The sequence below is a fragment of the Archangium sp. genome (assembly GCF_036389735.1).
Taxonomy (GTDB): Bacteria; Myxococcota; Myxococcia; order Myxococcales; family Myxococcaceae; genus Archangium.
Genome location: NZ_DASVWK010000869.1, coordinates 1 through 3,829 on the forward strand (window position 1 = coordinate 1; position 3,829 = coordinate 3,829).

The following is a 3,829-nucleotide window of genomic DNA, read 5'->3' on the forward strand; positions in this document are numbered from 1 at the left end:
CGTCATCCCCTCCGGTGTTGGGACTCGCACCGGCTCGGCCCGGCTCGTCGTGGTTCCATCTCCCAGCTGGCCATACTGGTTGTTGCCCCAGGCCCACGCTCCTCCCTGCTTCCCCCAGGCCACCGAATGCATGCCCTGGCTGGCAATGGCCTCCATCCCCGTCAGCCCCACCACCGCCACGGGTGCTGCTCGGTTGACGGTGCTTCCATCCCCCAACTGCCCGTGCGCGTTGTACCCCCACGCCTCCACGCTGCCGTCCTGCTTGAGCGCCAGTCCATGGTGCGCCCCACTGGCCACCTCCACCACTCCCTCCACCCCTGGCACCCTCGCCGCCACGTAGCGCGAGGTGAGTGTCCCCTCCCCCAGTTGCCCATATGCGTTGGAGCCCCAGGCCCACACCGTGCCATCCGCCTTGAGGGCGTAGGAGTGCGTGTGCCCCGCCGCCACGGCCACCACCCCACTCAGCCCCAGCACCTGCACCGGCTGGTAGCGGCTCGTCGCCGTCCCATCCCCCAACTGCCCTGCTCCGTTGTAGCCCCAGGCCCGCACCGTCCCATCCGCCAGCAGCGCCAGCGAATGCCAGCTGCCTCCCGCCACGGCCACCACCCCGCTCAGCCCCGCCACCCGCGCCGGCTGTGTGCGCGGCCCCGTCGTTGCCTCCCCCAACTGCCCGAAGTCGTTATCCCCCCACGTCCACACCGTCCCATCCGTCCCCAGCGCCAGGCCATGGTGCAGTCCCGCCCCCACGCTGGTACTGCCCCCCACTCCCAGCACCCGGGCCGGCCTGGGGCGGGTGCTGGTAGTCCCATCTCCCAACTGTCCATACCGGTTGTCCCCCCACGCCCACACCGTCCCATCCGCGCGTGCCACCACCGAGAAGCCATTGCCTCCCGCCGCATGTTTGAGCCGATTCTGGCCGACGGCCAGGGCCGCCTTCGCCCTCCCGTCCGCGCGTAGGCTCGCGCCTTCCTCCGCGTGACACCCCGCCATCTGCACGCAGGCCCACAGCGCTACGCACAGCCGCACTACCCTGTTTGTTGGAAGGATTTGCTTCTCTCCTGATGGGCCCCTCTTGAAGGGCCATGGACTCTCTTGTAGCGCTGGAGCGCCGCTCAGCCGCCATCCGGCATGAGGCAAGCGCTGCGCGGCGGGCTGGACTCGGGCAAGCGCAGGGGCGTCTCCTGGCCCATGGCGAGGAAGGGCGCCCAATGGTGGGGGTGCGATCGGGTCCGCCGCAACTCGCGCATCGCCTCGCGCAGCGCCGTGGCACGTCCCTGCCCCGCCAGCAGGTTGCGGTAGTAGACTTCCATCAACTCGCGCGTCGTCTCGTCGTTCACCTTCCACAGGCTCATGACGACGGTCTCCGCTCCCGCCACGAGGAAGGCCCGGCGCAGCCCGTAGACTCCCTGGCCTATCTTGACGTCACCTCGCCCGGTATCGCAGGCCGAGAGGACGACGAGCTGGGTGCCCCACAGGTTGAGGCCCGCCAGCTCCAGCGCCGTCACCAGCGCGTTGCCGAGCGGAGTTGGAGTGGGGCTGGAGCCGGCACTCGCCCCCGCCAGGACGAGGCCGGAGCGCAGCAGCGGGTCCTGGGAGCTCGGTGCCTGGGTGTCCTCGCCCAGCGCACCGAAGTGGCCCACGGCCCGGGAGCCCCGCGGCTGGGGCACGTCCTCGAGGAAGAAGCCATGGGTGGCCAGGTGGAGGATGCCGGGTGGAGGCAGTTGCAGCAGCCGCTCCTTGGTGGCCTCCGGGCCCAGGAAGAGCTGGGCCTGGGGCAGCAGGCGCTGGATGGCCTCGGCCTCCTGGCGGGTGCCCGGCAGGGGAGTGGCGTCCCAGGCGCGTTGCCCCAGGTCCGCGCGCAGCAGGGAGAAGAAGCGCTCGCCGGGCATGGCGCGCGTGGCCACCAGCGCGGGCGCGTCCTCCTTGGGGAGAGCGGCGGCTTGAAGGGGGGCCCTGAAGTCCGGGTCGGCGAGGACGACCACGGAGCCCGGAGGAGCGCTCTCCTCGGGCCGCGGCAGCAGGCTCTTGCCCGAGGGGACGTAGGTGAAATCGAAGGCATCCACGAGGAACTGCTTCCCGTCGTGCAGGGCGGCGAAGGGCACCAGGGCCAGTTGACCATCCGGCGAGAGGAAGAGGCGGCGGGTATCCCCCAGCAACGGCAGCAGGGGTTGGAAGGCGAGCTGGTGGAGCGCCTGGGCCGAGGCCTCGAAGCCCGCGTCGCGGTTGGCCAGCGCGTCGCGTAGACGTGAAGCGGCCGAGTCGATGGGCTCGGCGGCTCCCAGGTCTTGGAAGCGGATGGTGGCGTCCGGCAAGAGTACCAGCGCCAGGTAGCGCAGCGGGCCTGGGCGTTGGGACTCGGGCGTGCCGGGCCTGGGCAGCAGCGGGCGGTCCACGTAGGTGATGAACTCCACGAGAGCGGCGTCCCGGGGCAGGGCCGCGGCGACCCGATCGACAATTTCCGAGGGGGGCGGCAGCGCGGTCAGCGCGCGCAGGGGGGTGGATCGCCTGGCCAGGTCCGCTTCCAGGGCAGCGCCCTGCTCGGCGAACTCCTCGAGACGCCGCTGGTGGGCGGCGGGTGGAAGCGAGCCGGGGCCCTGGAGTGACAACTGGGCCAGTTGGGTGCGCAGCCCCCGCAGCCGCTCGAAGGTGTCTCGGTCCTGCTCGCCCAGGCTCTGGTAGACGGTGCGGGAGATGTCGGCGCTCTCCTCGACGGAGCGGCCCTTGAGCAGAAGGGCGGCGCCGAGAGCCAGGCGTCTCACCTTGGCGTCATCGGGGTGGGCGCGCAGCAGCGCGTAGAGTCGCTCCTCGTCGGCGCGCAGGAACTGGAGGAAGCTGGCCAGGCGGGCTTCGGAGAAACCGAGCGACTCCTGGCGCAGGCGCCGCTCGGACAGGGCGAAGGCGCGCGTGAGCAGCGGCAGGGCCTCGGCGAGGCGACCCTCGGCCAGATGCATCACCCCGAGGTGATTGAGCGCTTCAGCGACGCTGGGATGGTTCTCGCCGAGCATCGCTTCCGCGATGGCCAGCGCGCGCTCGTAGAGCGGCCTGGCCCGGCCGTACAACCCCTGGGCCAGGTAGAGGTCGGCGAGCTTGTTGAGCGGGGTGGCGATAAGGCCATTGTTCCTGCCGACGGTCGCTTCCGCGATGGCCAGCGCGCGCGTGAGCAGGGGCTCGGCACGCGTGTACATCCCCTGGGCCACGTAGAAGTTGCCGAGGCGGCTGAGCGTCCTGGCGACCTCGGGATGGTTCTCGCCCAGGACGGCTTCCCGAATGGCCAGCCCGCGCGTGAGGAGAGGCTCGGCACGCGTGTACAGCCCCTGGGCCACGTAGAGGTTGCCGAGATCGATGAGCGCGGTGGCGACGAAACGACTGTTCTCGCCAAAGGCCGCTTCGCGAATGACCCACGCGCGCCGGAGGATCGGCTCGGCACGCGCGTACAACCCCTGGGCCACGTAGAGGTTGCCGAGATCGAGAAGCACGTCGGCGACGAGGGGATGGTTCTCGCCCAGGGCCACTTCCCGAATGGCCACCGTGCGTTCGAGAAGGGGCTCGGCCCGGCCATACAACCCCTGCTCGAAGTAGATGAAGCCGAGCCAGCCGAGCGGGTCGGCGACGAGGGGGTGGTTCTCGCCGAGGGTCGCTTCCCGAAGGGCCACCGCGCGCGCATAGAGCGACTCGGCCCGGCCGTACAACCCCAGGTTCAGGTAGAGGCCGGCGATGTGCAGGAGCGAGGTAGCGACATCGGAAGGGTTCTTGCCGGGGGCTGCTTCCCGAATGGCCACCACGCGCTGAAAGAGTGGCTCGGCCCGGCCGTACAACCCCTTGCACTGGT

The 3,829-nt window shown here is 70.7% G+C and carries 2 protein-coding genes; both read right to left on the bottom strand.

Annotated elements, in window-relative coordinates:
- On the bottom strand, positions 1 to 1,026 hold a 1,026-nt coding region (locus VF794_RS31155; protein WP_414640989.1), incomplete at its 3' end, for an RCC1 domain-containing protein.
- Positions 1,027 to 1,112: 86 nt separating this feature from the next.
- Positions 1,113 to 3,829: CHAT domain-containing tetratricopeptide repeat protein (locus VF794_RS31160; protein WP_331116752.1), on the bottom strand; the 2,717-nt coding region annotated here is incomplete at its 5' end.